The 25,628-nt window shown below is 65.3% G+C and carries 24 protein-coding genes and 1 pseudogene; 12 read left to right on the top strand and 13 right to left on the bottom strand.

Annotation, left to right across the window (positions count from 1 at the left end; all coding sequences use genetic code 11):
* Nucleotides 1-79: 79 nt before the first annotated feature.
* Complete coding sequence (locus JO236_RS20740) at nucleotides 80-493, top strand: ChaB family protein (RefSeq protein WP_293334923.1); 414 nt, start codon at nucleotides 80-82, stop codon at nucleotides 491-493.
* Nucleotides 477-1,163 (top strand): UdgX family uracil-DNA binding protein, encoded by a 687-nt coding sequence (locus tag JO236_RS20735; protein ID WP_293334920.1) that lies wholly within the window; start codon nucleotides 477-479, stop codon nucleotides 1,161-1,163. Before JO236_RS20740 ends, JO236_RS20735 begins: the two co-directional genes overlap by 17 nt.
* Before the next feature lie 93 nt (nucleotides 1,164-1,256).
* On the opposite strand, the gene JO236_RS20730 is transcribed toward JO236_RS20735, so the two are convergent.
* The 6 genes from JO236_RS20730 to JO236_RS20705 all read right to left on the bottom strand — a co-directional run bounded on the left by JO236_RS20730 (nucleotide 1,257) and on the right by JO236_RS20705 (nucleotide 7,636).
* Nucleotides 1,257-1,490, bottom strand: coding sequence for a CsbD family protein (locus tag JO236_RS20730; protein WP_293334917.1), 234 nt, complete (start codon nucleotides 1,488-1,490; stop codon nucleotides 1,257-1,259).
* Nucleotides 1,491-1,724: 234 nt separating this feature from the next.
* Nucleotides 1,725-3,527 (bottom strand): thiamine pyrophosphate-requiring protein, encoded by a 1,803-nt coding sequence (locus JO236_RS20725; protein WP_293334914.1) that lies wholly within the window; start codon nucleotides 3,525-3,527, stop codon nucleotides 1,725-1,727.
* Between the two features lie 138 nt (nucleotides 3,528-3,665).
* Entirely contained in the window at nucleotides 3,666-4,493 is an 828-nt protein-coding gene (locus JO236_RS20720) for a glycosyltransferase family 2 protein (RefSeq protein ID WP_293334911.1), read from the bottom strand.
* Nucleotides 4,490-5,398, bottom strand: coding sequence for a glycosyltransferase (locus JO236_RS20715; RefSeq protein ID WP_293335062.1), 909 nt, complete (start codon nucleotides 5,396-5,398; stop codon nucleotides 4,490-4,492). Before JO236_RS20715 ends, JO236_RS20720 begins: the two co-directional genes overlap by 4 nt.
* Entirely contained in the window at nucleotides 5,352-6,590 is a 1,239-nt protein-coding gene (locus tag JO236_RS20710; RefSeq protein WP_293334908.1) for a glycosyltransferase, read from the bottom strand. Before JO236_RS20710 ends, JO236_RS20715 begins: the two co-directional genes overlap by 47 nt.
* A complete protein-coding gene (locus JO236_RS20705) occupies nucleotides 6,587-7,636 on the bottom strand; it encodes a glycosyltransferase family 1 protein (RefSeq protein WP_293335059.1) in 1,050 nt (349 codons plus the stop codon). Before JO236_RS20705 ends, JO236_RS20710 begins: the two co-directional genes overlap by 4 nt.
* Nucleotides 7,637-7,997: 361 nt before the next feature.
* Here JO236_RS20705 and JO236_RS20700 point away from each other — a divergent pair, with 361 nt between their 5' ends.
* Nucleotides 7,998-8,684 (top strand): GAF and ANTAR domain-containing protein, encoded by a 687-nt coding sequence (locus JO236_RS20700; RefSeq protein WP_293334905.1) that lies wholly within the window; start codon nucleotides 7,998-8,000, stop codon nucleotides 8,682-8,684.
* Nucleotides 8,685-9,007: 323 nt separating this feature from the next.
* Nucleotides 9,008-9,817, top strand: a complete 810-nt coding sequence (locus JO236_RS20695) for a SigB/SigF/SigG family RNA polymerase sigma factor (protein ID WP_293334902.1) — start codon at nucleotides 9,008-9,010, stop codon at nucleotides 9,815-9,817.
* A 16-nt stretch (nucleotides 9,818-9,833) separates the two neighbouring features.
* Here the strand turns inward: JO236_RS20695 and JO236_RS20690 are convergent, their stop codons facing one another.
* Both JO236_RS20690 and JO236_RS20685 read right to left on the bottom strand, forming a co-directional pair.
* On the bottom strand, nucleotides 9,834-10,268 hold the full coding sequence (locus tag JO236_RS20690; RefSeq protein ID WP_293334899.1) for a nuclear transport factor 2 family protein: 435 nt from the start codon (nucleotides 10,266-10,268) through the stop codon (nucleotides 9,834-9,836).
* A 9-nt stretch (nucleotides 10,269-10,277) separates the two neighbouring features.
* Entirely contained in the window at nucleotides 10,278-11,402 is a 1,125-nt protein-coding gene (locus JO236_RS20685; protein WP_293334896.1) for an FAD-dependent oxidoreductase, read from the bottom strand.
* A 137-nt stretch (nucleotides 11,403-11,539) separates the two neighbouring features.
* Between JO236_RS20685 and JO236_RS20680 the strand changes: the two genes are divergently transcribed.
* The 5 genes from JO236_RS20680 to JO236_RS20660 all read left to right on the top strand — a co-directional run bounded on the left by JO236_RS20680 (nucleotide 11,540) and on the right by JO236_RS20660 (nucleotide 16,795).
* Nucleotides 11,540-12,022, top strand: coding sequence for an SRPBCC family protein (locus JO236_RS20680; protein WP_293334893.1), 483 nt, complete (start codon nucleotides 11,540-11,542; stop codon nucleotides 12,020-12,022).
* Between the two features lie 78 nt (nucleotides 12,023-12,100).
* Complete coding sequence (locus JO236_RS20675) at nucleotides 12,101-12,457, top strand: hypothetical protein (RefSeq protein WP_293334891.1); 357 nt, start codon at nucleotides 12,101-12,103, stop codon at nucleotides 12,455-12,457.
* Nucleotides 12,458-12,667: 210 nt separating this feature from the next.
* The gene (locus tag JO236_RS20670) at nucleotides 12,668-14,134 is read left to right on the top strand and encodes an ammonium transporter (protein WP_293334888.1); all 1,467 of its coding nucleotides are present in this window, start codon (nucleotides 12,668-12,670) and stop codon (nucleotides 14,132-14,134) included.
* A gap of 9 nt (nucleotides 14,135-14,143) precedes the next feature.
* Nucleotides 14,144-14,482, top strand: a complete 339-nt coding sequence (locus JO236_RS20665; RefSeq protein WP_293334885.1) for a P-II family nitrogen regulator — start codon at nucleotides 14,144-14,146, stop codon at nucleotides 14,480-14,482.
* Nucleotides 14,483-14,584: 102 nt separating this feature from the next.
* Nucleotides 14,585-16,795, top strand: coding sequence for a molybdopterin-dependent oxidoreductase (locus tag JO236_RS20660; protein ID WP_293334882.1), 2,211 nt, complete (start codon nucleotides 14,585-14,587; stop codon nucleotides 16,793-16,795).
* A gap of 177 nt (nucleotides 16,796-16,972) precedes the next feature.
* On the opposite strand, the gene JO236_RS20655 is transcribed toward JO236_RS20660, so the two are convergent.
* Genes JO236_RS20655 through JO236_RS20635 form a run of 5 tightly spaced genes read right to left on the bottom strand, consistent with a single transcriptional unit; the run spans nucleotide 16,973 to nucleotide 20,280 of the window.
* Nucleotides 16,973-17,794: an SDR family NAD(P)-dependent oxidoreductase gene (locus JO236_RS20655; protein WP_293334879.1), complete on the bottom strand. Its 822-nt coding sequence runs from the start codon at nucleotides 17,792-17,794 to the stop codon at nucleotides 16,973-16,975.
* Nucleotides 17,791-18,600, bottom strand: a complete 810-nt coding sequence (locus JO236_RS20650; protein ID WP_293334876.1) for an MBL fold metallo-hydrolase — start codon at nucleotides 18,598-18,600, stop codon at nucleotides 17,791-17,793. Before JO236_RS20650 ends, JO236_RS20655 begins: the two co-directional genes overlap by 4 nt.
* On the bottom strand, nucleotides 18,597-19,124 hold the full coding sequence (locus JO236_RS20645) for a carboxymuconolactone decarboxylase family protein (protein WP_293334873.1): 528 nt from the start codon (nucleotides 19,122-19,124) through the stop codon (nucleotides 18,597-18,599). The genes JO236_RS20650 and JO236_RS20645 overlap by 4 nt, the downstream gene beginning before the upstream one ends.
* Nucleotides 19,121-19,639, bottom strand: coding sequence for a VOC family protein (locus JO236_RS20640; RefSeq protein ID WP_293334870.1), 519 nt, complete (start codon nucleotides 19,637-19,639; stop codon nucleotides 19,121-19,123). Before JO236_RS20640 ends, JO236_RS20645 begins: the two co-directional genes overlap by 4 nt.
* Nucleotides 19,636-20,280 (bottom strand): TetR/AcrR family transcriptional regulator, encoded by a 645-nt coding sequence (locus JO236_RS20635; RefSeq protein ID WP_293334867.1) that lies wholly within the window; start codon nucleotides 20,278-20,280, stop codon nucleotides 19,636-19,638. The genes JO236_RS20640 and JO236_RS20635 overlap by 4 nt, the downstream gene beginning before the upstream one ends.
* Nucleotides 20,281-20,834: 554 nt before the next feature.
* On the opposite strand from JO236_RS20635, the gene JO236_RS20630 reads away from it, so the two are divergent.
* From JO236_RS20630 to JO236_RS20620, 3 genes and pseudogenes are all read left to right on the top strand, one after another.
* On the top strand, nucleotides 20,835-22,274 hold the full coding sequence (locus JO236_RS20630; protein ID WP_293334864.1) for a serine/threonine-protein kinase: 1,440 nt from the start codon (nucleotides 20,835-20,837) through the stop codon (nucleotides 22,272-22,274).
* Between the two features lie 84 nt (nucleotides 22,275-22,358).
* Nucleotides 22,359-25,010, top strand: a complete 2,652-nt coding sequence (locus JO236_RS20625) for an FHA domain-containing protein (RefSeq protein ID WP_293335056.1) — start codon at nucleotides 22,359-22,361, stop codon at nucleotides 25,008-25,010.
* Nucleotides 25,011-25,415: 405 nt separating this feature from the next.
* Nucleotides 25,416-25,628, top strand: a pseudogene (locus JO236_RS20620) (HNH nuclease); the annotation flags it as partial.

The following is a 25,628-nucleotide window of genomic DNA, read 5'->3' as shown; positions in this document are numbered from 1 at the left end:
CGGATCGAACCGGGCAACCAGTTCACGCCGCCTCGATGACGCGGTGCAGCACGAGCCAACCGAAATGTGAGGGGATCGGATGCCGAAGACCACCAAGAGCGGCGACGCAAAGAAAAGCGAGCTGCCCAGCACGTTGCGGCGCTCCAGTGGCAAGGCGCAGCGCACGTTTGCCAAAGCGCACGACTCGGCCGCGGATCAATACGGCAGCGAGGAGCGTGCGCACCGAGTGGCCTACGCCGCCGTCAAGCACAGTTTCGAGAAAGTCGGCGACCACTGGGAGGCGAAGGAGGAAAAGGGGCCCTCCGATAAGCGCGCCGAGCGCGGCGGCCTGGACAACCCGTTGCCCTCGGAAGAGGGCGTCGACGCCAACGCCAGCAAGAGACATCTGCTCGATATCGCCCGGCGACTCGATATCCACGGCCGTTCTACCATGAACAAATCTGAACTCGTCGCCGCGATTAAGAAACAAAATCGTCGTGCCCGAAGCCGTTGAAGACAAAGATCTTTCAGCAGCACGCGGAGCGACACGCTATCTGCCCGACGACCGCGAGCTAAGTTCGCTGAAACGCGCGGCCAGCGGTTGCCGCGGTTGCGCACTTTATGAGAATGCCACCCAGACCGTCTTCGGCCATGGCGACTCCGCCGCACCGATCATGCTCGTGGGCGAACAGCCAGGGGACCGGGAGGATCTGGAAGGACTGCCGTTCGTCGGTCCGGCCGGGCGGCTGCTGATGCGGGCGCTTGGTGACGCGGGAATCGATCCCGCTTGCACGTATCAGACCAATGCGGTCAAGCATTTCAAGTTCAACCGAGCGGGCAAGCGGCGCATACACCAGAAACCCGGCCGCACCGAAGTGGTCGCATGCCAGCCATGGTTGTTCGCTGAGATCCAGTCGCTGCGACCGCAATTGATCGTCTGTCTTGGAGCCACCGCCGCACAATCGTTGTTGGGCACAGCGTTTCGTGTCACCGCGCATCGCGGCGAACTCCTGCGCCTGCCCGCGACGCTGGCCGCAGAGGTGGACGCGAAACCACTCGTCACCGCTACGCTGCACCCGTCGGCCGTTCTGCGTGATCGTAGCGACCGCCGTGACGAGACGTACGAATCGTTCGTCGATGACCTGCGCAGTGCACAGACCCGGCTACAATTCGAAACCCGCTGACGCTGGCTTTATCGCGCTGCAGGCTGAAGAGTGCCCGCCCAAGTGAATTGGGCCCAGTCCGAGTCTCGGACTGGGCCCAATTCGCCTAGCAGGCTACTGATTCGCCTTCTGACGCTCTTCGGCCGCCGCAGCCCCGCCGCGGGCGGATTCCGCCTCGGCCTCTTTCTTCGCCGCGTCGCGCTGAGCGTCGCCCTTGTCCTGTTGCGCCTCGCCCTCGCGCTTCACGTCGTCGCGACCCGCGACGGCGCCGATAACTTCCTTCGCCTTACCCTTGACGCCTTCGACCACGCCTTCGACTGCTTCCTTGGGTCCACTCTTCTCGCCCATTTACTTCCTCCCTGTCGCTGTTTTCACTTACCTGGCGACCGCGCTCGTTCAAGTGCACTCAGCCGCAGGGCTGGATCGCGACGCGGACTCACCCGCATCCACGGTCCAGGACTACCCCGGTAGGCGTGTTTCCGGATGACCCCTTCCTCAAACATGTGGCATCGGTCACCACGGCGGCGTGCATGCCGGAAAGCGGTGCTAGCGGCGCCAGTCGCGCGGCGCCACCGGCTTCGCTCATCGCCTGCTGCTTTCCCGGTGCGGCATGAACTCCTGCGCTTTGATCTTGACGCCCTCCTTGAGGAGCCCGAATGCGTCCTCGTCACCCTTAAGGACGGCGGCAGCGGCGCTTTTCATCTGGTCGAAAGTGGCGTGCGGCGGTACCGGCGGGACATTCGGGTCGCAGTGCACGTCCAGCACGGTCGGTCGGTCGGCCCGCAACGCCTGATCCCACGCCGGCGCGATCTGATCGGGTTCGGTCAGTGTCGCCGAGCCGAGGCCCAAGCTGGCGGCGAAACCGGCGTAATCGACCTCCGGCAGGGTTTGGGACTCGGCGAACTTCGGGGCCCCACCCATGGCCCGCAGCTCCCAGGTCACCTGGTTGAGATCGTTGTTGTGCAGCACGCCGATCACCATTCGCGGATCCGCCCACTGTCGCCAGTAGCGGGCGATCGTGATCAACTCGGCCATGCCGTTCATCTGCATGGCACCGTCACCGGCGAAGACGATGACCGGGCGCCCGGGATGAGCGAACTTCGCGCCGATGCCGTAGGGAACGCCAGGTCCCATGGTGGCCAACGTTCCCGACAGCGAGCCGCGCATGTTCCCGCGGAACTTCAGTTGGCGCGCATACCAATTCGCCGCCGAGCCCGAGTCGGCAGTGACGATTGCGTCGTCGGGCAGCTTTGGCGACAGCTCGGCGAAAAGCCGCATCGGATTGATCGGATCGGCGGCAACATTGGCTTCCTTCGCCATGGTTTCCCACCAGCGCGCCACATTGTTCTCGATCGTCTCTCGCCACGAGCGGTCGGATTTGCGTTGCAGCAAGGGCAACAACGCACGTGCCGTCGCGGCGGCGTCGCCGACCAGGTTCACCTCGTTCGGGTAACGCATCCCGATCAGCGCGGGGTCGATGTCGATCTGTACGCCGCGCGCCGCGCCGTACGTCGGAAGAAATTGTGAGTAGGGAAAGCTCGACCCGATGGTCAGCAACGTGTCACAATCGCGCATCAGCTCATAGCTCGGCCGAGTGCCCAGCAAGCCGATTGCGCCTGTGACCCAAGGCAATTCGTCGGAAAGCACATCTTTGCCCAGGAGCGCCTTGGCGACGCCGGCACCCAGCACATCGGCGAGTTGGGTGACCTCGGCGACCGCACCGCGCGCACCGCAACCGATCAGCATCGCGACCCGCTCGCCGGCATTGAGCACGTCGGCGGCCTTGTGCAGACCCTCGCGCGCGGGCTCGACTACGGGTTGCTCAAATCCGAGACTGGACGGCACCATCTTGAACTCGTGTGCCGGCGCCGAATACTTGAGTTCCTGAACGTCCGCGGGAACGATGAGCGCGGTCGGCGCGCGCCTGGTCAACGCCGTGCGGATGGCGCGATCCAGCACGTTCGGCAGCTGCTCGGGCACCATGACCGTTTGGATGAAATCGCTGGCCACGTCCTTGTACAGGCTCAAAAGGTCGACTTCTTGCTGGTATGCGCCGCCCATCGCGCTGCGGTTGGTTTGCCCGACGATCGCCACCACAGGCACGTGGTCGAGTTTTGCGTCGTAGAGGCCATTGAGCAGGTGGATTGCCCCGGGCCCCGAGGTCGCCGCGCATACGCCAAGGCGGCCGCTGAATTTCGCGTAACCCACCGCTTCGAAAGCGGCCATCTCCTCGTGCCGTGCCTGGATGAAGGTCGGTTGGTTGTCGGCGCGCCCCCAGGCCGCGAGCAGGCCGTTGATCCCGTCGCCCGGGTAGGCGAATACCTTTTCTACCCCCCAGTCGCGTAGTCGTTCCAGCAAGAAGTCGCTGACCTCATTCGCCGCCATTGCACGCCTCGTTTCGCAGTCTCGGCTGTCTTCCCATGACGAGTTACCCGTTCGGCGGCCATGTAGACGGGAGTCCGCGGTCGGGCATCGCCGGCGGTCAAGGACGCCGGGCAGACGCCGGGCACGAGTGACTCGCAGCTATCGAGCTATCCGGTAGAAAAACCCCGCAGCATCACGGCGAATTAAGCCGTTCGCCTCGAACGCTGCCAACCATCCTTGCATCGGCCACCAGCCCCACCGCTGGCGGAAAATCGCCGCGTTACGCAGGATGTCGTCCAGATGGTGCACCGGTGGATCGGTAGTGCGATGAAACTGGTGGAATGCGTGGGCGCCGCCCACCCAGCGCATTGACACCCCCTGTGCCGCAGCGCACTGCGCGAAATCGGTGTCTTCGCAGCCATAGCCTCGATATCGCTCACAGAAACCGCCAATACCGTCCCAGGTCTCCGCGGTCACCGCGAACGACAGCGACCAGAACAACTCATACTCAGTCGTGGCCAGCACGTCGTCGTCGTGCGGTGCGGGACGCGCGGGATGTGGACTGGGCTGCGCCTCCAATTCGCTCATGACATAGCCGCGTGGACCCGGCGGCGGCAAATAGGTCACCGGCCCGCACAGCAGCGCGTTGCAATGCTCGGGACGGGCTGCCGTGGACCGGTACCGCCCGATTAGCTCGGCACCGGGAATGCAGTCGACATCGAGGAACACCAACAGCTCGGCTGATTCGGCCAAGGCAACGGTCGCGCCGCGGTTGCGCGCGTGCGCAATCGGCAGGGGCGCGGCAGTGGCCACGTCGACGACCTTGGCCGGCGAGTCCTCCGCTGCAACTGTCTCGGCGACGACAGGGTCGCCGAGCGCGACTACAACGTGCACATCCGGAAGCTCTTTGCTGCGTGCCAATCCCTGCAGCTGCCGCCGCAAGTGTGAACTTCTGCCGCGGACGGTGGTGATCACTGCCGTCTTCACGGCGCACCCACCATTGCGCAGCGCCGCGAGGTCGCTTCGATCGCGCTGGCGGCGCGTCGGGCAGCTCCCTGAACCTGCCACCGCGCCCACCGTGTGGGCTCCCGGGCCAGCGCGTCCGCAAGCAATCCCGGCCACGCACGCACGTCAGGCCAGTCCTGCACCACGGTTGCGATCCGGTATTTCCGCAGCACCGCCGCCGTAGCCCGTTGTTCGTCAAACGGACGCGGCAGGGGAATTACGACTGCCCGGCGCTGCGCCGCCGCGACGTCGGCGATACTGCTTTGGCCGGCGTGGGTGACGACGACGTCGGCGGTGCCGATGTGCGGCCACGGGTCGGCTGTCCAACGGCCGCCACTTCCGCCGAGCATCGTCCACGTCGTCCCCGGACACTGCTGAGCGCATGCGCTCATGTCGAGCCCGAATCCGTCACTGGCCCCGCCAAGCACGAGTACGCGCACACCCGTTGTTGCGGCGTCGTGGCACGACACCAAACTGGTCCGCCCGTCGAACCGGCTGATCCCGCCGACATAGCTCGTCTTATTTGCAAAGGGGCGCAACCACGTTGGGACACACAACTCCTGCGGCCACGCGGCGATGATGTGATCGGCGAGTCGATGTGCGAGCAAGTGCGCGGGATCAATACGTTTGCCTGGGAGGGCCATGACAACCACGGGTACGCCCAACAGGCGAACAAATACGGCGACCTCCACCGACACATCCGTTACGAAGGCTTCCGGCCGGGCGTCGGCAACCCAGCGGGCTACTGCGTGCATTCGCGCTTGAAAACCCTTGTCATGGTAGGGCGCCCAATGCAGTGCGCCGTGTGCCGTGGGTTCGCTCACCTGCTCCGCTTGGTCGTCACGCGGTAGTTTCACGACCGCCGTAAAGGGGTGCGGCGGTGGGATGTCCAACGAAGTCAGCACCGTCATCGGCCGATACATTTCTGCGCCGATGCTGATCGCCCGCGCCAGATGTCCGTAACCGTGATGGTGTACGTAGTAACCGATCATGGCGGACCTCGCTGCGGTTGTCGATGATCTGTCTGTACAAGTTGATGTAGGCAGCCAGCATTGCCTCCAGTGAGCAGTGGCGGACGGCGTGGTCGCGGACCTGGTCTCGTGGCATGCGCACCACCTCCGCGATGGCATCGGCCATCGCGGAGGTATCCTTCGCCGGAACGAGCCGACCTGCTTGGGGCGCGAGGAGCTCCGGTATACCGCCACAGGCAAAGGCGACCACGGGTGTGCCGCAACACATCGCTTCGGCGACTACCAACCCATAAGGTTCATCCCATACCGGAGTAATCAGCGCCGCTGCGGATCCGCCGACGAGCCGCGCGAGCTCGTTGTGGTTGAGGTGGCCGACGTACCGGATCTCCTCGTCGAGGTTGGGTGCGACCTCAGCGGTGAAGTAACGCTGGTCTGCGATCGGACCGGCAAGGACGAGCGGGCGGCGAGCAAGCCGGGCGGCTGCGATCGCCAGATGAGGCGCTTTCTCAGGGGTAATCCGTCCGAACCACACCAACGGACCGCCTCCCGGGCCAAGCGGCCAACGGTCGGTCGCAATCCCGTTGGGCACCACAGCGATATGCCCGAGGGCCTTACCCCACGCGGCCGCCGTGTGCGCCGAGACGGCCGCGAACTGCGTTCCCGCACCGCCGGACGCGTCGATCGCCGACTCCAGCCACGGAGTCGGCGGGGTGTGGACGCTGGTCAGCATGGGGGTGGGCAGCATGCGGGCCATGGCGACCGGCAGATAATGCAGACTGTGGTTGTGGATGATGTGGAAGTCGTCCCGCGAGGCGCCGGCGAGCTGCAACATCAACGCCAGGTACGCGTGGTGATCGGCCATGAACGCGTCCGGCGGCATGGACACGTCCCCCCGGGCAGCGTCTGACATTGCCAAGGGTCGAACGGGCAGTGTGTGACAATCAAGGTCTCGATCGGAGCCCGGGGCGGCAAACACCGACACCTCGTGGCCGTAAGCCGTGAGCCCGCGGGCCAAGTGCCACACATGCGCTTCCAAGCCGCCGGCGAACGGTTGACTGATGGGAAAACGGCTAGAGGCGATCAGCGCGATCCGAAGGGCGCTTTTCATGCGAGCGCGTCTTCATAGATGCGCCGGTGGGCGGCGGCAAGTTCAAGGCGTTCACTGCGCCGCGCTGCCCATGTCGCCCGCGGCGTAGGTTCCGCGCAGGCCCACGCAGAGTACGCTTCCTCGACCGCGCGTCGCAGCGTCTCCTCATCGAAATGGCTTTCGCTGAAATCGAATACGCCGCAGGGCCGTTGCTGATCGTAAAAGCCACAGTCGGGCACGATGACGGCAGTACCGAGGTCAAAGCATGCCTCAAGCCAACCGGAATGAGTCCCGAACCGATAAGGCAACACCGAGACGTTCAAAGATGAGAGGTACTCCCAGAGCTCGGTATCAGAAAAGTACCGGTGCACCTCGACTCGCACATGGTCGTACCGGTCGTATTTCAAAAGTGCCGATCCAGCACGGGGGGCGAACCAATGGTTGGCAGGGTCAAAGATTTCGTCGTGGACGTCGATCTGCAGCACGGCCTTGGGCAGGACGGACACGATGCCGACGAGCGCATCCAGGATCGGCAGGGGGTCCATGTTCGCGCGCAGACTCTTGGCGTGCAGGCCGACTATGAAGCGCTCACCCAGATCGCGTTTCCGTTCAATCCGATCCCTGCAGACCACATGTGGGTGCGGAAGGACGCGGCATTTCCGTCCCCAACGTTGCGAGACCGCTTGTGCGGCACCGGGTGTCAGGGTGATCAGTTCGTCAGCGGCCCTGATCAGCACATCCTGCTGGTCGGCATGTGCCTGCGGCTCAGGATGATGGGGGTTGCGCAGGTCGTGCACCGTATAGAGCAATGGTTTGTCATACGCTTTGAGTTCGTGCACGACCTGGGTCAGCACCTCGGGACCAATCGCGTCGAAGCCGAAGTGCACGTGAAACACCTCGAACGCGTCGCGATGCTGGCGAACCCAACCCGGTTCCAGCATAAGTGGCGGCCACCAACCCCCCGGAACGGTGCGTCCGTCGCTGGGAGCCGGATCCTTCAGTCGCACAACGCTATTCATTCTATTCGGCGCCGAGAGATGGCGAACGTAGACATGCGACGCTGGCACCGAGGCGACCCGCAACAACGGAAAACCTTTCTCAAGGCGAGTACAGAAGAAGCCGGTCTGACGCACGTGCAGGGCACAAGTCACCGACGGCATTCCTGCTGACTGAAGAATGCTCTGCACCCGTGGTACCCGGCGCCGGGTCGGCGAAACGATCCCTGAAAACGAGTCAGCCAGTGCCGCTGCCCGGCACGTGGGACCGCCAGCTACACGTTGCGGTACACGTCCTCGACCCCGCATCCAACTGCATCCGCGTCTGGTGCACTGTCGCGCACAGGCGTCGCTGCTGTAGCCGTGGCCTCGGTATCCCCGCAGGCGTACCCTCGAACAGGCCACTTTCGTTTGAGAAACAGGCGGAGACGCGATGGATGTCGGCGCGGATGTGCACGAGCGGATCGCGGCGCTGGCCAGGGAACTTCACGGCAGCCCCCGAGACGAGGCCGCGGTGGTCTCGGAAGTCGTCAAGCACGCCGTCCAGGAGATTCCTGGCGCCGAGTACGCCGGCATCACATTGACCCACCACGGTCACCGCGTCGAAACACTCACGAGCACACACGAAATTCCACAGATCCTCGATGATATTCAGCAACGGCACATGGAAGGTCCGTGCCTGAGTGCGACGTGGTTGAACGACGCGGTGCTTCTCGATGACATGGAAACCGATCCTCGCTGGCCGAACTATTGCCGCGATGCGCTGCGTGAGACTCCCATCCGTGCGGTGCTCTCATTTCGGTTGTTCACCTCCGACACCACTTTGGGGGCGCTCAACGTCTACTCCCGCTGCAAGCATGCTTTCGACGGCGCCGCGGAGGAGATCGGCTACGTGTTGGCCACCCATGCGGCCCTCGCCTGGGACAGCGTGCGGCTTGGCGATCAGTTCCGCAGCGCGCTGGCCAGCCGCGATGTGATCGGCCAGGCCAAAGGCGTCATCATGGAACGCTTCAACGTCGACGCGGTGGCCGCGTTCGACCTGCTGAAACGCCTCTCGCAGGACACGAACGTCCCCCTCGCGCAAATCGCTCGGCGGTTGATCGCCAGCGGCCGCGGGTAGCTGTCAGAGGGCGGCCTCCGCATCGCATGCGAAAAGACGCCGTACCGGATGTCGCGGACGAGGGGTACTGTTGGTGGCGGAGTCCGCTCTGGACATCTCGCCGTTTAGCTCAAAGCGGCCGATCAGCTTCACATGCTGTGAGTTGCGCCGCGTCGTATTCGCCCAACGCATGGTTACCGCGTGCGGCTGATTTAACAGTCCGCTCGAAAGGACTGTGCGCGCACCAGCGAGGCCTCGCCGCACAACGCCTGTGAGGTCGCTCGGGGAGTGTTCGCACATAACCGCTTACGCGAGACCGCGGGGCCGGAGAGGCAGTTGAGCCTATGACCGATGTGATCGCTGCGCCGCCGCCTACTCGGTCGCATCGCGTGCGTTCCGATGATTCCTATGGCGATGTCGTCGACATGCTGTTCGTGTTGCGCCAAATGCCGGCCGAATCACACGAGTACGCACGCCAACGGGAACGCATCGTCGAGCGGTGTCTACCGTTGGCGGACCACGTTGCCAAACACTTCGGACGTCGCGGCGAAAATCTGGACGACCTGGTGCAGGTCGCGCGGCTTGGGCTGATGAACGCAATTAACCGCTTCGACTGCGCGAAGGGGCCCAGTTTCGTCGGCTTTGCGATTCCGACGATGATGGGCGAGGTTCGGCGTTATTTCCGAGACCACAGCTGGGCCATGCGCGTGCCGCGACGGCTGCGCGAACTGCACGTCCAGATCTCGAGAACCACCATGGATTTGACTCAGCAGCTGGGGCGAGCGCCCACGGCGGGCGAGCTGGCGCAGTTTTTGGGAGTGCCCCACGAAGAAATCGTCGAATGCCTCGTCGCGGGCGAGAATTATCGGCTCGACTCCCTGGACGCACCCGTCGGCGACAGCGGTTCGGGCAGAGACCGGATGATCGCCGATACTGTCGGCGACATCGACCCACAGATCGACCACATCACCAACCGGGAAGCGGTGCGCGACTTGGTCGCTGCGCTGCCGGCACGCGAACGGCAGGTGCTGTTCATGCGGTTCTTCGAATCGATGACCCAAAGCCAGATTGCGCAACGCCTCGGGGTTTCCCAGATGCAGGTGTCGCGCATCCTGTCAACCACCCTGCAATCCCTACGCCAACAACTTGATTGACGGTCAGTCGGTCGGCTTACCTCGCCATGGCCGAATCGGCGGCGGCCCAGTCGGTCGACACGGTGCGGTGGCTGAGTAACCAGGTGTCACCGTCTGGCACCAAGGTGTCGCGGTACCGGCCGAAGTGGTCAAGCCCGACGTGGGTGAACACCGTGAAGTACGACGAGACGTTTGCCTGATCGGGCGTCAAAGAGGTAAACAGCACGTTGGTCAGGTTGTGTCGGACGACCGGCTTGACGTCGGCATTGACGGCGACTTTTCCCGTTAGGCCGGCGAGGAACGCCGCAATTTGGGACCGTCCGCGCAATGGTTCCAGGCCGCGTATCTCCAGGACGCCGTCGGCACAGAACGTCGCCGCAAGGTCGTCGATCCGGCCGGCGTCCCCCGACCAGTTGTATCGCGCCAGGGTGTCTCGGATCTGCTCTCGGGCGATCAGCTCCCACATGTTCACGTTGCGCTCCTAGCCGAGCGGATTGTTTTCTCGCACACCGTGATACATGCCCCAACGGACGAATCCAGGCATTACCACCCGTTCGACAGACCACGCCGGGAAGCGAAACGCGTGACCGGTGGGTAGGAACACCTCCAGCCCATCGGGCTGGATACCCACCAACGAGCCCCAGCGTCGTCGCGGAGTCCGCAAGGGCCGCAAGCGTCGACCGGCGAACTCGGCCCGAATATTGTTGGCCACCAACGCATCTCCACGATTACGGGCGGAGCTGCGCATCGGGTCGGTGGCAGCGACGTCGCCGACGGCGAACACGCCCGGGTGACCGGGTACCTGCAGCTGCGGGGTGGTCCGAACGAACCCGTGCTGGTCAAGCAGTCCCGGCGGCAGCCACTCGGTATTGGGTTGGGCCCGGCCGATCGCCCAGAGCACCGCGTCGGCAGAGGCCGGCGGTTGCCCGGTGCTCCAGCTGACCGCTTCGCTGGTTATCTCGTCGCCGGCGAAGCCGTCGGCGACCACGGCGCGGTGTCGCGGGTGCAGCCCCACGCCGAGTTGGGTCAGTCGCTGCTGAATGCGGTCCCAGGTCCGGGTGTGGTATTCAGCCAACGCGCGTTCGCCGGGGAAATAGAGGTCGATGCGTTTGTCTGGCCATGTGGTGGCCATGTTGAAGGCGCTGCTGACCGCGGCCGCACCGCCGCCGACGACGATCACCGAGCCGGCGGTAGCCAGCCGGTCGTGCGCCGCGTGCAGCTCGTCGCCAACATCAGCTGCCGACTGCAGCGTCGGCCGGCGCCAGAAGCCGTTGGCGACCCCAGTCGAGATGACCAGCGCGTCGTACTTTTCTTCGATTGGTGCGCCAACGTAGTCTCGGCAGAAGACCTTTCGAGCCACCAGGTCAACTCCCGTGAGGGTGGCGTGCACGATCCGCACCTGGTCCAGACGGCGGAACCGATCGAACGGTATCCAGAAGTCGCGGGCCCAATCGCCCGGGCGGGATAGCCGCGTGCCGAGCTCCTGCCCGCTGACCAAGCCGGGTTTGACCGAAATGCCGACGACGTCGAAGTGACGGGAGAGCCGGATCGCGGTCAGGATGCCTACGTCGCCCAGTCCCGCGACGACGATGCGCTTGCGAGTCATGTGGTTTGGCCTCCCGATGCGCGGGATGGGCAAACGGTAACACGTTCTAGAATTTGCCGAGCCGCTCCTCGCGGCGACGGGGCGTCGTAGAGTAAGGCCCGTCTCACCGGCGATTAGTTAAGGCGGCGCGAGGACTCATGACCGAACGCATCGAAATCGAGCGCACTATCGCCGCACCGGCGTCCGAGATCTTCGCGCTGTTGTGCGATCCGCAGGGTCACGTCGCGATCGACTCATCCGGGATGCTGCAGGACGCCGAAGGTGACCGGGTGAGCGCCGCCGGCGACAGCTTCGTCGTCCACATGGACCGCGAGTCGCTCAACGACTTTCCGCAACTTGGCAAGTACGACGTCACCGTCACGATCGAGGAGTACCAACCCGATCGGCTGATTTCATGGACGGTCCTCGGGCAGATCCGGCCCCCGATCGGCCACGTCTACGGCTACCGGCTCACGCCAACCGACGACGGGTCCACCGTCGTCACCTCGTTCTACGACTGGTCGAACATCGACCCGCAATGGCGCGAGGCGGGAATCTTCCCGGTCATCTCGCAGGGGGCGTTGCGGGCGACGCTGGGCATTCTCGACCGCACGGTGCGACGGGGTTATCAACGCGGATAACCCCGTGGATTGCCTGCTGTCACAGGTAGTTTCGCCCGGTCACAACAGCAGAGTGTGCAAAGCCCGAAAATGCGCATAATGTGGGCCGATCGAACTCGCCGGACAGAGGAGCCGCCGACGGTCAGCACAGGCAAGACCCCACCTACCGACCCGCTCACACCTCGTGAACGCCGCGCGATGCTGATCGCGATCGGCGTCGTCGTCGGTGCCTTCGCGGCGGGCGGCACGGTTTGGATGATGACCAGCCACTCGTCGTCCTACGATCGGTCCGGCGACGGCTGCGTGAACGTCACGATGCCCAGTTCGATGGGGGGTGCCGTCGAACACGCGTGTGGCCCGGCAGCGCGGGTCTGGTGTCGTGCCGCTTACGCCCAGCACGACGCGCACGCCGTAGCGGTCCAGGAGCAATGCCGCGTTGCGGGGATTCTGCCCTAGAACTGCGTGGATAACTAGACGGCGGCGGCCGGCTTGACTGGGTGGGCTTTGACTGTGTGGCCTCGCGATTGCTGAGGGAAGCGGCCGGCTCGTCGCCAGCATGTGCCATGAACCGCGAACCGATCTCGATCCATCAGAAATCCAGACGTAACAATCAATAATTCGGCAGAAACTTTCCCGCGACACAATGTGGCGACTTACGTGGCCGGTGTGACGACGACGAAGGGTTACCGCATGAATCCCTACCCCGATTGGCTCAGCCCCGGCGACAACGCTTGGCAGTTGGTAGCCGCGACTCTGGTTGGCCTGATGAGCCTTCCGGGCATTGCCGTTCTGTATGCGGGCATTGTCCAGAAGAAGTGGGCCGTCAACACGATGTTGATGGCCTTCACTGGCTTTTCCCTGGTGCTGGTCGTGTGGGTGTTGTGGGGCTTCAAGATGGGCTTTGGGGACCCGCTCAAGCTGGGCCCGGGAATTCTGCAGTCGGCGATAGGCAAGCCGCGGTCAATCCTGGGCACCGACAACACCCATCAGGCGGTGATCCCCCTGCTGGACGGCGCCATGCCGAAATTCAAGTTCTCCGAGTCCACGCTCGCCTACTTCCAGTTCGTGTTCGCGGCCATTACTCCGCTGCTGTTCTTGGGCAGCGTGGTGGGGCGGATGAACTTCAAGGTGTGGCTGATTTTCGTGCCGCTGTGGTCAACGTTTGCCTACTGCGTGAATGCTTTCCTGCTGTGGGGCGGGGGCTGGTGGGGCCAGGCGCACCCGAGCATCACCAGCGCGTGGACCACGGGAGCGCTGGACTACTCCGGCGGCTACGTGATCCATCTGGCGGCGGGCACCACCGGCTTTGTGGCCGCGGCGGTGATCGGGCCGCGCCTGGCCCGCGACCGCGACCGCTCGGTGCCGAACAACCTTCCGATGGCCGCCGTTGGCGCGGGCATTTTGTGGTTGGGCTGGAACGGCTTCAACGGCGGTGACCCCTACTTTTCCGGCGCCAACGCGTCCCTGGCGGTGCTCAACACCAATCTGGCCACCGCGGCGGCACTGTTGACGTGGGTGATCTGGGACCTCTTCGCCAGCCGCCAGCGCAAGCCCACATTCCTGGGCGCGGTCAACGGCATGATCGCCGGGCTGGTCGGCATTACCCCCGCGGCCGGGTTCGTCAACAGCTTCGGTGCCCTGATCATCGGTGTGGTCGGGTCCTCGCTGGTGTGGATGTCGTGGAACTGGTTGGGCCGCACCAAGCCGTTCCGGAAGGTCGACGACACCCTCGGCGTTGTCCACACCCACGGGGTGGCCGGCCTCGTCGGCGGTCTGCTCGTCGGGGTGCTCGCCGACCCCCACGTCGTGGAGTACCTCGGCAACGGCGCGGACGTCTCCGATGTGACGAGCGCGGGATGGTTGTGGGGCCACCACCCCTTCCAGATCTTGATCCAGCTGGGTGCCGCGCTGACCGTCATCGTCTGGGACGCGCTCGTCACCTTCGCCATTCTGAAGTTCCTCGGTTTGTTCATGAAGCTGCGCGCTCCCGACGACGTCCTAGAAGGCGGTGACCTTGCCGTGCACGACGAAGAGGCCTACCCCGACGATTCGATCGTGGGCGCGCGCGTCGACCGGACTTTCGAGAGCGAACCCCCGGGCACCAAGAGGCCGACCGAGCTCGCGGAAAGCTGAGGCGCCGCCATGAAGCTCATCACGGCCATCGTCCAGCCCCATACGGTCGCAGAGGTGCATGCCGCCGTGGACCAGGCTGGTGTGCATGGCTTGAGCTTCTCCGAGGTCAAAGGCTACGGCCGGCAAAGGGGGCACACCGAGGTCTACCGGGGCGCCGAATACCAGGTGGACTTCATCCCCAAGATCCGCATCGATGTCGTGCTCGACGACGAGCAGGTGGACGCCGTGATCGCGGCCATCATTGGCGCCGCACGCACCGGCAAGATCGGCGACGGCAAGGTGTGGGTCACGCCGGTGACCTCCGTGATCCGGGTACGTACCGGCGAACGTGGTGCGGACGCCCTATAGTGCGCCGCCGGGATGCCTCACCCGCATCGGTAAGGCCGGCGCATCGGCCCTCGGCCACGTGACGGCCTTCCGCTACCGTACGTAGCGGAATAGAGTGAGCGGATGACGACTGGGCAGGACGGCAGCCATCTGCATACGTGTCCATTATGTGAAGCCATGTGTGGCTTGGAGATTCACGTTCAGAACGGCAGAGTCGCGCGCATCCGTGGCAACCGCGACGACGTATGGAGTCGCGGACACATCTGCCCCAAGGGCGTGTCGCTGGGCGCGGTGCACGAAGACCCGGACCGCATCCGCCGTCCGCTGATCAAGATCGGCGGACGCTGGCACGAGGTCAGCTGGGACGCGGCGTTTCGCCGCTGCACCGAGTTGTTGAAACCGGTGATCGACAAATACGGGATCGGTGCGGTCACCGCCTACACGGGCAATCCGCTGGCGCACTCGTTTTCGTTGGCCCGCTACACCGGCGTGCTGCTTGGCATGTCGGGGATGCCGGTCACCTATTCACCCGGCACCGTCGATCAATGGCCGAAAAACCTGTCGTCGCACCTGATGTACGGCGGCTGGTGGAGCTTCCCGGTCCCCGACATCGAACGCACCGACCTGCTCGTCATCATGGGCGCCAACCCGGCCGCCTCGCAGGGCTCGCTGCTGGCCGCCCCCAACGTCATGGGACTCATCAAGGGAATTCGCAAGCGCGGCAAGGTGATTGTCATCGACCCGGTGCGCACCCTCACCGCCGCAAGCGCCGACGAGTGGCTGCCGATCGTCCCCGGCACCGACGCGGCGTTGCTGCTGGCCGTCGCGCATACGCTCGTTAAGGAGGACCTGGTCAAATCTGGGCCGCACGTCGACGGTGTCGACACGATTCGGCGTGTCGTCGCGGACTGGCCACCGGAGCGGGTGAGTGCCGTCACCGGGATCGACAAGGACCGCATCCGCCGGCTCGCCCGTGAACTCGCCGGTACCGAGAAGTCGGTGGTATATGGCCGAATCGGCTTGTGCAACCAGGAGTTTGGGAGCCTGGCCAGCTGGCTGGTCGACGTGATCAACATCTTAACGGGTCATTTCGACACCCCCGGCGGCGCGATGTTCCCGCGTCCGGCGGCTTGGTCGATCACCACGCAACCGCTGCCCGGCCTGGAGGGCGGCATCCCAGAATTCGGTCGCTGGCGTACCCGGGTCCGCGGCGCCAAGGAGGTTCTTGGCCAGGTTCCGGTGTCGTGCATGGCCGAAGAGATCGCGACACCAGGCGACGGCCAGCTCAAGGCGCTGATCACCGTCGCGGGCAACCCGGTGCTGTCCACCCCCGGCGGTGACAAGCTGGACGAGGCCCTGCCGATGCTGGAAGCGATGATCTCCGTTGATCTTTGGCTCAACGAGACGACGCGGCACGCCGACGTGATCCTGCCCGGGCTGTCCCATCTGGAGCAGGCGCACCACGACGACCTGGTGCTGCAATTCGCGATCCGCAGCTTCGCGAATTACTCGGCGCCCGTGTTTGATCCGGGTGATCGTCCGCACGAATGGGAGATCCTGATCCGGTTGACCGGATTGTGCACCGGCACACCGGCCGAGGATGTGGACGTCGCCGCGATCGACGACGGCTTCTTTGATTACCTGGCCTTCACCAGGGGAGTGGACGGCGGCGAGATACGCAAGCTCTACTACGATGCCGGGTTGCAAGGCGGCCCGGAGCGCATACTGGACCTCACGTTGCGAACCGGGCCCTTCGGCGACCAGTACGGCAAGAATCCCGGTGGGCTGACACTGGACTCACTCAAAGCCAACCCGAACGGAATCGACTTCGGGCCCATGGTCCCGCAGCTGCCCGACGTCCTCGGTACCCCCGACAAGAAGATCAGGTTGGCTCCGCAATACCTGCTCGATGACCTGCCGCGCCTGGCCGCGCGCATTGAACGGCCCGCCGAGCAGTTGGTGCTGGTGAGCCGTAGGCACTTGCGCTCCAACAATTCCTGGCTGCATAACGTTCCCGGATTGATGAAGGGAAAGGACCGGTGCACGCTGCTGATCCACCCGCAGGATGCGGACCGCTGCGGCATTGCCGACAACGACGTCGTAACGGTGAAATCGGAGGCCGGCGCGATCCAAGTGCCCGTCGAGATCACGGACGCGATCAAACCCGGCGTGGTGTCGATGCCACACGGCTGGGGGCATGGCCGCCGGGGCACCCGGATGTCGGTGGCCAACAATTCGCCTGGGGCCAACACGAACGTGCTGTCGCCGCCGACGTTTATCGACGAGCCATCCGGCAATGGCGTCCTCAATGGCATCCCGGTCACGGTCGGCTGACGGTCGAGTCGCGGAAGGACTGAACAGGACAAACCAGCGCCGGCGTTTCTTCGACGGATCCATCTGACGGCGTCGTTAGCTTTCGTCGACTTACTCGAGATCGTAGCTCCTGCAACGCTTTTGCCCTCGGATCCGACGATGATGCGGTCGGATCGACGCGGTGTCAGATCCGCTTGATCAGGGCGCGATGGGTCGATTCGTCCAGTCACGGTCGGCGCGGCGTGCGGAGCGAAACCATCCGCCGGCCGCGCCGGTGCCGCCGTCGGTCGGGATCGTGTGGCCGGTGATGAACGCCCACAGGTCCGAGGCCAGGAAGAGGATCACGCGGGCCTGGTCCTCGGGTAAACCCATTCGCCCGACCGGAACCCATTGCGGCCACTGCGTCTGCTCGTCGGGGGACAGCCACCGCGAGTAGGGCACCTGGAGGGATTCGGTGACATCGGGGCCAATCGCGTTCACCCGCACTCCGTCTCGGCCTACCTGGACCGCCAGGCTGCGGGTGAAGTGGATGACCGCCGCCTTGAAGGCCGCATAGACCGGGTCTTCGGGGTAGCCGCGCAATCCTTCCACCGAGGAGACGTTGACAATGGCACCGGACTTCCGGTCGATCATCGCCGGCAGGAACGCACGGGTGACGAGAAGGACGTGATGCAGGTTCACCCGATACAGCTCGTCCCACAGTTGCGGGTCGGTGCCGGCGAAAGGACCCGGATGGCGCACCCAGTGGCCAACGTTGTTGACCAGCACGTCCACCCGGCCGAAGCGGTCCAACACGGTGCGTGCCAAGGCGCTGACCTGGCCGGCGTCGCGGACGTCGACGGTGACGGCCAGCGCCGCGCCACCGATTCCGTCGGCGGTCCGATGCGCGCGGTCGCGGTCGATGTCGGCGACGACCACGATGGCGCCATGTTGGGCGAACAGTAGCGCGGTCGCCGCGCCGATGCCGCCAGCGCCGCCGGTTACCACGGCCACCCGGTCGGAAAGGAGGGGTTCGGTCAACGGTGCCTCCGGTTGCGATGTGGTGTCGTGTCAGCGTCGGCCCGACGGTACAACTCGGGGTCGTGTGCGCAGACGATCAGTAAGTCTGGTTCGTTGCGGGCGTACAGTTCGGCAAGGCGAGCGTGATTGGCGCGCACCTGCTTTCGGTCGAAGGCGACGAGGTTCTCCATCAGTGTCAGGGCCCGGGGGATGGGGGAGACGGCGTCTAGGGCGCCGTGGTGATAGAAGGCGTCGCCGGCATGCAGAATCCAGCGATCCCCGGCGTCCACGGCGATGCAGGCGTGCCCGCGGGTGTGGCCGGGCAGGGCGATGAATACGATCCCGGGCGCGATATCGGCGAGTTCCTTGGCCGCCGCGAAGCCGCGCCAGGGTTCCCCGTCGGGGCTGTGCTCGACCAGCGTTGGCCGGTGAGCCCACTGCTGAGAGCGGTACCGGATTTTCTCCTGCCTCGACGGTGAGTGGATGGCCCCGAACGCCTCGGCTGCGGTGAGATGGACACGGGCATGGGGAAAGTCGGAGATGCCGCCCACATGGTCGAAATCGAAATGAGTGATGACGATGTGGCGCACGTCAGTCCGCTCGAAGCCGAGGCGCTCAATCTGGTGAACGGCGGTCTCGCTGTGCTGGAACACCGGCCGGGACGCATGACGTGCCAGGCCGATGCGACGCGCGGGGGCCGAGCAATCCGCCGTCTCGAAGCCGGAATCCACCAGCACCAGGCCGTCATCGGTCTCGACCAGCAGCACGTGGCACACCGGAGCCGTGGGCATGTTCATGGTGCCGCAGTTGAGGTGGTGAACCTTCACTGTGCGGCCTCCTCACCGTCCGGGGTGACGCCGAATGTGTTGAGGAAGTTGGAGACCATTTGGTAGAAGCCAACGGTCAGCACGAGGTCGGCCAATTGGTTGACAGTCAACACTTGGAGCGCCTCGTCGCGCTGGGTGTCGGTGAGGGTGTGCTGGGCCAGCAGTAGATCGGTGAGGTGCACGATCGTGACCTGTTGCGGGGTAAGGCCTTCGACGGGGTCTCCGGTGACGGCCTCCAGTTCGGCCTCGCTGAGCCCGACGGCGCGCCCGATCCTGTTGTGGTGGTGCACTTCGTAGCCGGCGCGGTAGGTGTGCCCCACCCTCAGAATGGCCAGCTCGCGCCAATCGTGCGGCAGCGAATTGTGTTGCAGCATGTCACCGGCCATCGCGAGGAAGCCGGGTGCCAAACCGGGGGTGTGCATCATCATCCGAACGATATTGAACGCCCCTGGGCGGGTCGCCCGCTCCCGCAGATCCGCTGGCAGCCCTTCAGGATCGGGATAGCTGAACGGAGAGGCATTCATGCGAGCACCCGAATCGGTTCGGAGCCATCCCAATTGGCGGCGACCGCGCGTATGTGGGCGAACAGCTGGCCCTTGGGTCCGGACACATCGGAGATTTCGATCGTGGTGCCGGGTTCCCATTCCGTCTGCAGGTAGGCGAAGCGTCCGCCGGTGATGCTTCCTTCCTGGCCGACGGTATAACCCTCGCCGATCGCTTTGTCGTAGAGTGCGTCGTAATCGCCTGTCCAGTAGGCGATGTGCTGCGCACCATGGTGGCCGGCGTCGAGGAAGTCCTTATACATCGACGGGGCCTCATTGCGTTGCTGGATGAGTTCGAGCTGGGTGGCACCGGAATTGGCCAGGGCGACACTGATCTGCGCATCACTGTCGGCACCCTGGTAGCGGAAGTAGTCAAGCGGGACGCGTTCAACGTAGAACCACGGGCCGACGCCGTGGCGCACCCAGTGTTGCAGGGAGGCTTGAATATCGCGCACGACGTAACCGAGCTGAGCGATATCGCCGAAGATACGGCTCACAGGTTGGCTTCTTTCTGTTGTGGTGGGTTAACTCGGTTGATCAGAAGCCGCTCGGCCTCGGCGCGCGCGGCGCCGAGATCCACTTGCGGATCGAGCAGGTGCTGGAGGGCGATGCCGCGCAGCATCCCGACGACTGCGGTAGCCAGCCCGTCGGGGTTAACGGAATCAGCGAACTGTCTTGAAGCGATGCCTCTTTGGATGAGTTTGGTCAATTCGTCCCGGAATTCGCGATCCGCGGCGAGCATCGTCGGTGCGACTTCGGGTGAGCCGGCGACCACGGCGTCGGCCCACAACATGAGCCGGGCTCGGTTGATCGGCGCCGGATGTGCCAGCGCCGCGAAATAGGTATCGATCAGACCCAACGCCTCGTCCAGGACCGAATCCGATTGACTGTTCGCGAAGACCGCTGCACGGAACTGCGCGGTGACCGCGTCGACGAGGCGCTGCATCATCGCCCCCTTGGACCCGAAGTGATGGGTCGCCAGGCCGCGGCTGTAGCCGGCACGCTCGCCGATGTTGGCCAAAGTGATACGGGCGGGACCGATTTCGGTGATCAGCTCGGCTGCGGCGTCCAGCAGTCGGTGCTCGGCGTCGGCGCGACGCTCCTCTTGGGTGCGCCGCGGGCGGGGATCGTCGCTCACGCCTGCCCGGTCTGCACCACAACCTGGCCGACGGCCTGGTTGCTGGCCAGGAAGGCGGCCGTTGCCGCGACGTGGGTCCCTGTCATCCGCGCACGCAACATCGCCGTCTACCTAACTAACTTGTTGACCAACAAGTTATAGGTCGGCGCACGGAAACGCAAGACGCGCTCGGTCGGTCGCCGCACGATGGACGGTGCTTCGATGTACCGCGCGATTGGCCCCCTGGCTCGCCGCTACGGCGCCGCCGGCTCCGCGCTGTGGGTGCCTTTCGGCGGGGATGTGCACCGCTGCATCGGGGCCGCTTCGCCAACATGGAGATGCCTGTGACGTTCCGGATGTTGTTGCGCCACTTCGCGTTTATCACCAACGCGTAGCGCGGGTGAGCCGAGGCATTCGCGCGGTGGGGCCACCGCGCCGGGCCGCGGCGCGCGGGGCGAGGGCCGCGGGGCGCGCACGCCCGTATTTCGCCGTTCGGTGCGTTCGGCGGTGTCGATGCTGTCGGTGCGGAAGACCTGACTCGCAACTTCGGCGCCATCGCGGGCTACGATGCCGCCATGCCGCTCGCCGATGGTTCGACGTTTGCCGGCTACACCATTGTTCGGAGACTGGGATCGGGCGGCATGGGGGAGGTCTACCTGGCCCGGCACCCACGACTGCCCCGGCAGGACGCGCTCAAGGTGCTGCGGGCCGAGGTGTCGGCGACCGGCGAATATCGGGAACGCTTCAACCGCGAAGCCGACGTCGCCGCGTCCCTTTGGCACCCGCATATCGTCGCCGTGCACGACCGCGGCGAATTCGACGGCCAACTGTGGATCGACATGGACTATGTCGACGGGACCGACGCCGGGCGCTTGCTGCACGAGCAATATCCGGGCGGCATGCCGGCCGCCGAGGTCGCCAAGCTCATCACCGCGGTCGCCGAAGCCCTTGATTACGCCCATCAACACAAGCTGTTACACCGTGACGTCAAGCCCGCCAACATCCTGCTCGCCCGGCCGGCTGCCGCCGAGTCGGGCGATCGTCGAATCATGTTGGCCGACTTCGGGATCGCCGGCTTGGTCGATGACCCCAGCGGATTGACAGCGACCAACATGACGGTGGGCACCGTCGCCTATGCTGCCCCCGAACAGTTGATGGGCCACGAGCTCGATGGACGGGCAGACCAGTATGCACTGGCCGCGACCGCGTACCACCTGCTGACGGGCGGCCCACCGTTTCAAAACTCCAACGCCGCCGTGGTGATCAGCCAGCACCTCAACGCGTCTCCACCGGCAATCGGCGATCGCGTTCCCGAACTGGCCGCGATTGATCCCGTCATGGCCAAGGCGCTGGCCAAGGAGCCCAAGGACCGCTACGAGAAGTGCATCGACTTCGCCCGGGCACTCGGCGCGCACCTCGACGGTGTCAACGCCCCGGAACTGGAGGCGACGGTTCTGTCCCAGCCCATCGCAACCGCGCCGGCCCGGCCTTCGGTGCTGCGAGCCGCGATCGTCGTCCCGGCGGTGCTGGCATTGCTGCTTCTCGTCGCAATTGCCTTCGGCGTGCTCGAGTTCCAGCGCGCTGACGACGAGCACGCCGCACCGCCGACCGGAGCCGGCAAGGCCACCACCAGCACGGCCCCCGCCACCGCCTCGGTGACAGCTGCGCCCTCGCCCACGCCCCAGACCACCCCAGGGGGCGCGTCGACAACCGCATCCGAGCCGCCCGCGCCGGCCCCCGTGGTCATTGGTGCCGTCTGTGCACAGCTCGGCAGCACCGGCAGCACCAAGACCGGGGCCACCGCCTACTGCTCGACGCTGGAGGGAACCAACACGACCATCTGGTCGCTGACCGAGGGCACCGTCGCCAGTCCGACCGTCACGGCCACGCCGGAACCCGACGAAACGCCGGTGCCCACCGAGCAGGAATCGCCGATCAGAGTATGTATGCAGCAGACCGGGCAGACCCGGCGCGATTGCTGGCAGGACATTCGGCGCAGCCGCGGTTGGCCGTAACGCCCCACCGACCCACCCTCGGCACCCGCCGGTAATCCTTTTTGCGCCCTTGCCCTGCAGTTGGCCCCCGTGCCGATACAGTTGGTGCCGATGAGCACACCAGCCCCGCCGGTGCTGACCGTGCGGTACGAGGGGTCTGAACGTACGTTCGCCGCTGGCAACGATGTTGTCATCGGGCGCGACCTGCGTGCAGACGTCCGAGTGGCGCAGCCCCTGATCTCCCGGGCCCACCTGCTGGTGCGCTTCGACCAGGGCCGATGGATTGCGGTCGACAACGGCAGCCTCAACGGGATCTTCCTCAACAACCGACGCGTGCCGGTCGTCGACATCCACGACGGCCAGCGGATCAATCTCGGCAATCCCGATGGGCCGGCTGTGACCTTCGAGGTCGGGCGCCACCAGGGTTTGGCAGGACGCCCGCCGCAGACGACGTCGATACAGCTGTCCAACGCGCCGACGGGACTTCTGCCGCCCCAGGGCCCGCCTCCTTCGGCCCCGCCGTCGCGGCCGCCGCAACCGCAACCGCCACCGGGGAGCACACCGCGTCCACCGTCCTCGCCCCCGCACTATCCGTCGGGCCCCCAACAGCGACCACCGGCCAGCAACCCGCCGGTGCGCCCGGTCACCGCCTCGCACCCCACGGGACCGCACACCAGCGGACCTCAGCAGGCGCCCCAGATTTACCGGCCCCCCACAGGCGCCCACCCCATCCCGCCGCATGTCGAGGCGACCGGCCGCATGGCCGGCGAGACGGGGAACATCGCGACCTCGATGCTCAAGATCCTGCGGCCGGGCAAGGGGGTCGCGGAGTCGTCGCCGGGCGCCATCAAGATTGGCCGGGCCAACGACAACGACATCGTCATTCCTGAAGTACTGGCCTCCCGCCACCACGCCACCCTGGTCCCGACCGCCACGGGCACCGAGATCCACGACAACCGCAGCATCAACGGCACCTTCGTCAACGGCACCCGAGTCGAAACGGCGGTGCTGCACGACGGTGACGTCGTCACCATCGGCAACATCGACCTCGTCTTCGCCAACGGCACGCTCGCGCGTCGCGAAGAGAGCTTGCTGGAGACCCGCACCGGCGGCTTGGACGTGCGCGGAGTGACATGGACGATCGAGGGCAACAAGACGCTGCTGGACAACATCTCGGTGTCCGCCCGTCCCGGCATGCTCACCGCCGTCATCGGCCCGTCCGGTGCCGGCAAGTCGACCTTCGCGAGGCTGGTCGCGGGCTACACGCACCCGACCAGCGGCACGGTGACGTTCGAGGGGCACAACGTGCACGCCGAATACGCCTCGCTGCGAAGCAGGATCGGCATGGTGCCGCAGGACGACGTCGTGCACGGTCAGCTCACGGTGAAGCAGGCGCTGATGTTTGCCGCTGAGTTGCGCCTGCCGCCGGACACCACGAAGGAGGACCGCGAACAGGTGGTCGCGCGGGTCCTCGAGGAACTCGAGATGACCAAGCACCTCGAGACCCGCGTCGACAAGCTGTCGGGTGGTCAGCGCAAGCGCGCGTCGGTGGCGCTGGAGCTGCTGACCGGGCCGTCGCTGCTGATCCTCGACGAGCCGACGTCCGGCCTGGACCCGGCGCTGGACCGGCAGGTCATGACCATGCTGCGGCAATTGGCCGACGCCGGTCGTGTGGTGCTGGTGGTGACCCACTCCCTTACCTACCTGGACGTCTGTGACCAGGTGCTGTTGCTCGCACCCGGCGGCAAGACGGCGTTCTGCGGGCCGCCCAGCCAGATCGGTCCGGCCATGGGGACGACGAACTGGGCCGACATCTTCAGCACGGTGGCCGACGACCCGGACGGCGCGCAGGCGAGGTACCTCGCACGGACCGGTCCGCCACCCCCGGCGCCACCGACGGAGCAACCGGCCGAACTGGGCGATCCGTCGCACACGAGCCTGGTCAGACAGTTCTCTACGATCGCCAGGCGGCAGCTGCGGCTGATCATCTCCGACCGCGGCTATTTCGTCTTCCTGGCCCTGTTGCCGTTCATCATGGGTTCGCTGTCGATGTCGGTGCCCGGCGACGTCGGCTTCGGTACACCTAATCCGATGGGCAACGCCCCCAACGAACCCGGGCAGATTCTGGTGTTGCTCAACGTCGGCGCGGTGTTCATGGGGACCGCCCTGACGATCCGCGACCTCATCGGTGAGCGACCCATCTTCCGCCGAGAACAGGCGGTCGGCCTGTCCACCAGTGCGTATCTGTTGGCCAAGGTCTGCGTCTATACCGTGTTCGCGATCGTCCAATCGGCGATCGTGACCATCATTGTGCTCAACGGCAAGGGCGGCCCCACCCAGGGAGCCGTGGCCTTGGGCATCCCGGGTCTCGAGCTCTTTGTCGACGTCGCGGCGACGTGCGTCGCCTCTGCGATGCTCGGTTTGGCGCTCTCGGCCGTGGCCAAGTCCAACGAACAGATCATGCCCCTGCTGGTCGTCGCGGTGATGTCGCAGCTGGTCTTCTCCGGCGGCATGATCCCGGTGACCGCCCGGATCGGGCTGGACCAGATGTCGTGGGCCACGCCCGCCAGATGGGGTTTCGCAGCGTCGGCCTCGACCGTCGACCTGACCAAACTGGTGCCCGGGCCACTCACACCGAAGGACTCGCACTGGCATCACACGGCGGGGGCGTGGTGGTTCGACATCGCCATGCTGGCCGTAATCAGCGTCTTCTACCTGAGCTTCGTGCGATGGAAGATCCGCCTCAAGGGCGGCTGACCGCCCCGGGTGATAGAGGTCGGTGCCTCCCTCCTGACGGTGAGGGACGGGTTCAGGGGATTCTGGGCGCCGGCCTCGTCGATCGCGATGCTGAAGGGGCCCCCCGTCGTCCGGAGTGCGCGTGCGTGCATTTTCGCGCCATCGCCACCGCCGCGGTGCCAACCGCGCTGCCCAGCTACTCACGACTTTGAAATCGATTTCCCGTCCGGTACTTCCGATTGTCTGGTCCTTGGGTGCGCCGCGTATAGAAGTCGCGATGTTCGCCATGGCCTGAGCATCGGGGGAGGCACTGACAAACGTGAACGTCGACGGGACGGTGGGGCCGCTTTATCCACAGTTTGCGGTTTATCCACAGATCGGCCGTTGTCGGGTGTTGTTCGCACGTGTGTTCGATATCTTTGGGGGGTGGGTAATTGGGTCAGTCCGCCAGAGGCACGCGAACGCATCAGCGCCGCACTGCAGGCGATCGATGCCGCCCATCAGGTGTTGCGGGATACCCCCTCGGATCTGGCGGGCAATGACTTTCGGGTGGAGGTGGCCGAACGGCTGGAAACCCAGGAGCGCACGAACCGGGGGCTGATGTATCGGATCTTCGCCGAGATCGCTGAGCCCCCCGAT

It is taken from the genome of Mycobacterium sp. (assembly GCF_019247635.1).
In the GTDB taxonomy this organism is placed as follows: domain Bacteria; phylum Actinomycetota; class Actinomycetes; order Mycobacteriales; family Mycobacteriaceae; genus Mycobacterium.
This window is presented reverse-complemented; position numbering and strand designations above follow the sequence as displayed.

Bases quoted from the DNA above. Each gene is read 5' to 3' on its own strand.
- JO236_RS20740 (WP_293334923.1), top strand. From the start codon at position 80: ATGCCGAAGACCACCAAGAGCGGCGACGCAAAGAAAAGCGAGCTGCCC.
- JO236_RS20730 (WP_293334917.1), bottom strand. From the start codon at position 1,490: ATGGGCGAGAAGAGTGGACCCAAGGAAGCAGTCGAAGGCGTGGTCGAA.
- JO236_RS20725 (WP_293334914.1), bottom strand. From the start codon at position 3,527: ATGGCGGCGAATGAGGTCAGCGACTTCTTGCTGGAACGACTACGCGAC.
- JO236_RS20710 (WP_293334908.1), bottom strand. From the start codon at position 6,590: ATGAAAAGCGCCCTTCGGATCGCGCTGATCGCCTCTAGCCGTTTTCCC.
- JO236_RS20700 (WP_293334905.1), top strand. From the start codon at position 7,998: ATGGATGTCGGCGCGGATGTGCACGAGCGGATCGCGGCGCTGGCCAGG.
- JO236_RS20695 (WP_293334902.1), top strand. From the start codon at position 9,008: ATGACCGATGTGATCGCTGCGCCGCCGCCTACTCGGTCGCATCGCGTG.
- JO236_RS20685 (WP_293334896.1), bottom strand. From the start codon at position 11,402: ATGACTCGCAAGCGCATCGTCGTCGCGGGACTGGGCGACGTAGGCATC.
- JO236_RS20680 (WP_293334893.1), top strand. From the start codon at position 11,540: ATGACCGAACGCATCGAAATCGAGCGCACTATCGCCGCACCGGCGTCC.
- JO236_RS20675 (WP_293334891.1), top strand. From the start codon at position 12,101: ATGTGGGCCGATCGAACTCGCCGGACAGAGGAGCCGCCGACGGTCAGC.
- JO236_RS20665 (WP_293334885.1), top strand. From the start codon at position 14,144: ATGAAGCTCATCACGGCCATCGTCCAGCCCCATACGGTCGCAGAGGTG.
- JO236_RS20660 (WP_293334882.1), top strand. From the start codon at position 14,585: ATGACGACTGGGCAGGACGGCAGCCATCTGCATACGTGTCCATTATGT.
- JO236_RS20645 (WP_293334873.1), bottom strand. From the start codon at position 19,124: ATGAATGCCTCTCCGTTCAGCTATCCCGATCCTGAAGGGCTGCCAGCG.
- JO236_RS20630 (WP_293334864.1), top strand. From the start codon at position 20,835: ATGCCGCTCGCCGATGGTTCGACGTTTGCCGGCTACACCATTGTTCGG.